General features: G+C 72.6%; 4 protein-coding genes. All 4 read left to right on the plus strand.

Annotated elements, in window-relative coordinates; translation table 11 throughout:
* The first annotated feature begins 274 nt into the window (after positions 1-274).
* Positions 275-1027, plus strand: a complete 753-nt coding sequence (locus HYE82_RS33105; protein ID WP_179177910.1) for a TIGR03089 family protein — start codon at positions 275-277, stop codon at positions 1025-1027.
* Positions 1028-1328: 301 nt separating this feature from the next.
* Positions 1329-2540 carry an LCP family protein gene (locus tag HYE82_RS33110; protein ID WP_309144533.1) on the plus strand — a complete coding sequence of 404 codons (1212 nt, stop codon included), beginning with the start codon at positions 1329-1331 and terminating at the stop codon, positions 2538-2540.
* A gap of 225 nt (positions 2541-2765) precedes the next feature.
* On the plus strand, positions 2766-4574 hold the full coding sequence (locus HYE82_RS33115) for an LCP family protein (protein ID WP_179177912.1): 1809 nt from the start codon (positions 2766-2768) through the stop codon (positions 4572-4574).
* A 102-nt stretch (positions 4575-4676) separates the two neighbouring features.
* Positions 4677-6246: LCP family protein (locus HYE82_RS33120; protein WP_179177913.1), on the plus strand; the 1570-nt coding region annotated here is incomplete at its 3' end.

Consider the following 6246-nt stretch of genomic DNA (forward strand, 5'->3'; position numbering starts at 1 on the left):
GAGCGGCAGGGACTGGGTGGAGCCGGCGGGGGCCGTGGGGGATGACCCGGCCAGGGCCGGGGTGGACAGGGCGAGCGGCAGGGCGAGGGCGGCGGCGGTCGCGACGCCGACCGCGGAGGCAAGTGATCCACGCATGCAAGCGATGCTGAGCACACGCCCCGCGGACCGCCATCGGAGAACTGACGGCCCGTCTGCTCCCTGCGGGGTGCGGCTCCCCCGGCCGGGTGAGCCGCACCCCGCCGTACGGCGAGGGGGCCCGCGTACGCTGGGGCGGGTGAACGCATCTGACCGCACCCCTGCCGACCTGCTGCGATCCGCGCTCGCCGCCGATCCGGGCCGCCCCCTCGTGACGTTCTACGACGACGCCACGGGCGAACGCGTGGAATTGTCCGTCGCGACCTTCGCCAATTGGGTGGCCAAGACCGCCAATCTGCTCCAGGGCGATCTCGGCGCAGAGCCCGGCGACCGGCTCGCGCTGCTGCTGCCCGGGCACTGGCAGAGCGCCGTGTGGCTGCTCGCGTGCGCCTCGGTCGGGGTGGTCGCCGAGGTGGGCGGGGATCCGGCCGGTGCCGATCTGGTGGTGAGCGGCCCCGACACACTGGAGGAGGCGGCCGCCTGTTCGGGCGAGAGGGTGGCGCTGGCGCTGCGGCCGCTGGGCGGGCGGTTCCCGCAGCCGCCCGCCGGGTTCGCGGACTACGCGGTGGAGGTGCCCGGACAGGGTGACCGGTTCGCGCCGTTCGTGCCCGTCGACGCGGAGGGGCCGGGGCTGGTGGTCGGCGGCGAGGAGCTGTCGTACGCCGCGATCGTCGGCCGGGCCCGCGAGGACGCGGCGAGGCTGGGCCTGGGCCCGGGGTCGCGGGTGCTGTCCGGTCTCGGCTACGCCACGTGGGAGGGGCTGTCGGCGGGGCTGTTCGCGGCCCTGGCGGCGGGCGGATCCGTGGTGCTGTGCCGGCACCTGGACCGGCTGCCGGCGGAGGGTCTGGCCCAGCGCACGGAGGCGGAGCGGGTCACCCACACCGTGCGGTGAGCCCGGCGCGGCGAGCCCGGCGCCGTAAACCCCGCCCGGCCGGGCCCGGCCCGGCGAACGCCCTACTGTGAGCCCGGCGCCGTGAGCGCCGGGCCGTGAGGGCCGGGCCGTGAGGGCCGGGCCGTGAGGGCCGGGCCGTGAGGGCCGGGCCGTGAGGGCCGCGAGTGTGCCGATCTTTCACCCGTTCGGGTCTGGACAGGGGGCCGCCCCCGGGCCGCGTCCCGGCCGCGGAGGCAGGATGCTTACGGCCGTGCGTACACCCGTGCGGCCTCCTGCCCCCGCGGCGAGGGACGGTGCTCACGTGACGGACAGCGCAGGCATACCCGACGCCACCGAGGCGGCTGGAGGCTCCCCGCAGCCTCCGCGCGGCCGTCGGCGCCGGCTGCTGCTGCGCTGGGCCGGGGCCGGGATCTCGCTGCTGGTGCTGGCCGGGGCGGGGACGGGCTGGTGGCTGTACCGGAAGCTGGACGCGAACATCACCGAGGACACCTCGGCGGCGTCCGAGCTGGAGCGCTTCGAGCGGGAACGCCCGACGCCCGTCGCGGGCGGCTCCCGGAACATCCTGCTGATCGGCTCGGACTCGCGCTCCGGCCCTGCCAACTCCCGCTACGGGCGGGACGGGGGCGCCGAGCGCTCGGACACGGTGATCCTGCTGCACCTGCCCGCGGACCGGCGGAGCGCGACGGCGGTGTCGATCCCCCGGGACCTGATGACGAACGTCCCGAGCTGCCTGATGCCGGACGGGAGCCGCACCGCGGCGCAGTTCGCGCAGTTCAACTGGGCGTTCCAGTGGGGCGGGGCCGCCTGCACGATCCGTACGGTCGAGAAGCTGACCGGGATCCGGATCGACCACCACATGGTGGTGGATTTCGGCGGGTTCAAGAAGATGGTGAACGCGGTCGGCGGCGTGGAGGTGTGCCTCAAGCAGCCGATGATCGACCCGGAGGCCCGGCTGCGGCTCCCGGCGGGCCGGCAGACCCTGCGGGGCGAGCAGGCGCTCGGGTTCGTGCGCGCCCGCTACGGCATGGGAGACGGCAGCGACACCGAACGGATGGACCGCCAGCAGCAGTTCCTCGGCGCACTGGTGAAGAAGGTGCAGGGCAACGGGGTGTTGCTGAATCCGGGCCGGCTGTACCCGCTGCTGGACGCGGCGACCCGGTCCGTGACCACCGACCCGAAGCTGGCCTCGCTGCGCGGGCTGTACGAACTCGTGCGGGGCATCCGGGACATACCGACCGACCAGGTGAAGTTCCTGACGGTGCCGCGCCGTCCGTACGCGGCCAACCCGAACCGGGACGAACTCGTGCAGCCGGACGCGGCCCGACTGTTCCAGCGGCTGCGCGCGGACCAGCCGCTGACGGTGGTCCCGCCGGCGGAGGCGGAGGGCCGGGAGCGGGACGCCGCACGGGCGGAGGCCGGGAGCGCCGAGCCGTCGCCGGCCGGGACGGGCACGGCGCCCGAGTCCGTCCCGACCTTCCCGGGTACCACCGCGGGGATGACCGACTGCCGGTAAAGCAATGCCAAAAGCCGGTGTACGAAGCGGAGGGGCTTGGGGGGTATGCCCCGTTATAAGGGGAGTGGAATTTGTCACCACCATGGTTTGACGCTGACAGGGGCGGATAAGGTGAGCGGTCCGGTGCCCTGGCCAGCAAAGAGGCCGTGCACCAGCAGCCGGATCGTTGACCGGGCGTCTTGGGGGAGGCGCGTCGCGAGGCACCGACGGAGGATTCGAGCAACCGTGGATGCGCAGAGCCGTGGGCGTGCGGAGGAAATCGACCCCGCAGACCAGTGGGTGCTCAACCCCCGCACCGGCAATTACGAACTGCAACTGGACCGCAGCGCTCCGCAAGGACAGCGCTCCGCGACCTCCCCCCGCGGCCGCAGGTCGGCCGGCGCCCGCTCCGGAGCGCCGGAATCGCCGCAGAGCGCCAAGAGCGCCAAGAGCCCCACGAGCTCCAAGAGCCCCCAGGGTCCCAAGACGCCCGCGCCCGCGGACTCTCCCTCCCCGGCGGTCCCCGGGCCGCGCCGCGGCGAGACCCGGCCGGGCCGGCGCACCAGGCGGACCCGCAAGAGCGGCTCGGGCAACGCCCGCCGCAGGCGGCTCCTGGTCGCCACCGGCGGCACCCTCGCCTTCCTGCTGGTCGGCGGCTCGCTCGGGGCGTACCTGTACTACAACCACCTGAACGGCAATCTGAGGGTCACCGACGTCGGCGACGCGGGGACGGGCGGTTTCAAAAAGGACCAGCCCATCAACATCCTCGTCATCGGCACGGACAAGCGCTCCGGCGCCGGCAACGAGGGCTACGGCGACTCCGGCAGCCCCGGCCACGCCGACACCACGATCCTCTTCCACGTCTCCAGGGACCGCTCCAACGCCACGGCGCTGAGCATCCCCCGCGACCTGATCACGAACATCCCGGCCTGCCCCACCAAGCAGCCGGACGGGACGATGAAGACGATCCCGGCCCAGAAGGGCACCCGCTTCAACACCAGCCTCGGCCAGGAGGGCCGCGACCCCGGCTGCACGATGCGCACGGTCAAGGAGCTCACCGGGATCACCGTCGACCACTTCATGATGGTCGACTTCAACGCGGTGAAGGTGCTGAGCAGCGCGGTCGGCGGTGTGCCCGTCTGTCTGGAGAAGGGCGTCGACGACAAGGACTCCAAGCTGAAGCTGGGCCCCGGCGAGCACCGGCTGCAGGGCGAGCAGGCCCTGGCCTTCGTACGGACCCGGCACGCCTTCGGCAACGAGAGCGACCTCGACCGCATCAAGACGCAGCAGCAGTTCCTGAGTTCGATGCTGCGCGAGATGAAGTCGAAGGAGACCCTGACCAGCCCGAAGAAGTTCTTCTCCCTCGCCGAGGCGGCCACCAAGTCGCTGACCGTGGACTCGGGCATAGGGTCCATCGAAAAACTCACCAACCTGGCCGGCGAGTTGAAGGACATGAACCTCAAGAACGTCACCTTCACCACCCTGCCGGTGCTCGACAACCCGGCCGAGAAGGTGAAGGCCACCGTCGTCCTCGACAACGCGCTGGCCGACCCCCTGCTCCAGATGATCCGCGGGGACGTCTCGCTCACCGAGGTCGAGAAGAAGGAGCAGGCCGCCAAGGACGCGGCCGACGCCGAGACCAGGGCCAGGCAGGAAGCGCTCATGCAGGGCCCCCGCGCCGGGGCGCGGGACGTACGGGTGGACATCTACAACGGCGGTGGGCCCGCGGGCTCGGCCTCCACCACCCTCACCTGGCTGCAGACCGGCAAGGGCGTCGCCAAGGCGAGCAACCTCGGCAACGCGCCCGCCAAGCTGGACGCCACTCTGCTGGAGTTCGCCCCGAACCAGGCGGACCAGGCGCGGGCGCTGGCGGACATCATGGGGCTGCCGGCCTCGGCACTGAAGGTGGGCACGGCGGACGCCGGGCCCCGGACCGCGATGAAGCTGACGCTCGGCGCGGACTTCAAGGGGGCGGGGATCCCGATGACGGCGCCTCAGAAGGCGCCCGACGAGATCCAGCGCGTCGAGGCGGACAAGGCGGTCTGCGCCAAGTAGCCGACCGGCCGGCCCCGGGCCGGCCATCCGATGTGCGCCGGCCCGGCCGGCGCACCACAGTCATGAAGTGATTTCGAGGGGGGACCCGTGAGGAACGACAGCATGCGAGGGGAGGGGGCGCCCGCCCGGCCGGCCGACGACATATCCGGCGGCCCCTCCGACGGACCAGCCGCGCCGGGTACCGGCGCGCCCGGCGCCGGAATACCGGCGACCCGGCGCGGCAAGCGGCGCGTACTGCGCTGGACGGCCTCCGTCCTGGCCTTCCTCATACTCGCGACGGCGGCGGCGGGCTACCTCTACTACCGGCACCTCAACGGCAGCATCCAGACCGACGCGCTCAACCTCGGCGACAGCAAGCTGGGCGGTTCCAGGCCCAACGCCTTCGGGCAGACCCCGCTGAACATCCTCCTCATCGGCTCCGACGCCCGCGACGGCGCGGAGAACCAGGCCCTCGGCGGCGCGCGGGACACCTTCGACGGGCCGCCCCTGGCGGACGTGCAGATGCTGCTGCACCTGTCCGCGGACCGCTCCAACATGTCCGTGGTGTCCATGCCGCGCGACACGCTGCTGAAGATGCCCAAGTGCACCGAGCCGAACGGCAAGGTGCACCCCGCCAGCCGGGGCCTCGTCCAGACGAACGAGTCCCTCAGCCGCGGCGGCCCGGGCTGCACGGTCGCCGCCTGGCAGGAGCTGACCAAGATCCCGATCGATCACTTCATGATGATCGACTTCAAGGGCGTGGTGACGATGGCGGACGCCATCGGCGGCGTCCCGGTGTGCGTCCAGGAGAACGTGCACTCCCGCACCAGGGACGGCAAGGGCTCCGGCCTGAAGCTGCCCAAGGGCGAGAACGTCATCCAGGGCGAGGTGGCCCTGCAGTGGCTGCGCACCCGCTACGGCTTCGAGGACGGCAGCGACATCGGCCGCGCCCACGCCCAGCACATGTACATGAACTCGATGGCCCGCGAGTTCCGCAAGAACGCCAAGCTGAGCAATCCGATGAAGCTCAACAGCCTGGCGCAGGCGGCCATCAAGGCCATGGTCGTCGACCCCGGCCTGAACAAGATCGACAAGCTGTACGACCTGAGCATGGAGCTCAAGAAGGTCGATCCCGGCCGGATCACCATGACGACCATGCCGTGGATCTACAGCCCGTCGGACTCCGCCCGGGTCGAGCCGAAGCCCGGCGAGGCCGAGGACCTGTTCCGCATGATCCGCGAGGACCTCCCGCTCGACGGCAAGGGCCCCGAGCAGCCCGGCGGCGCGGCCTCCCCGGCCCCGTCCTCGTCCGCGGCGGCGCCCGGCGGCGCCGCGTCCGCCGCACCGCCGACCCCCTCCCGGCCCGCCGTGGACCAGGCCGCCCCGCCGGCGAGGATCCCGGTCACGGTGCGCAACGCCACCGGCGGCAGGGACGGCGCCCAGGGCAAGGTGAAGGGCCGGGCCCTGGAGGTCGTCTCGGTGCTGGCCGGCAAGGGCTTCACCAAGGCCGTCGCCGACAACCTGACCGGGGCCGAGGACACCACCGTGGTCCGCTTCTCCAGCCCGGACCTGGCAGGTGACGCGGCGGCCGTGGCCACCGCGCTGGGCCTGCCGGCCTCGGCGGTGCAGAAGGTCGACGACGCCACCGGGGTCCTCCTGCTCGTGGGCAAGGACTGGCGGACCGGGAACGCGC

It is taken from the genome of Streptomyces sp. BR123 (assembly GCF_013401435.1).
Classification (GTDB): domain Bacteria; phylum Actinomycetota; class Actinomycetes; order Streptomycetales; family Streptomycetaceae; genus Streptomyces.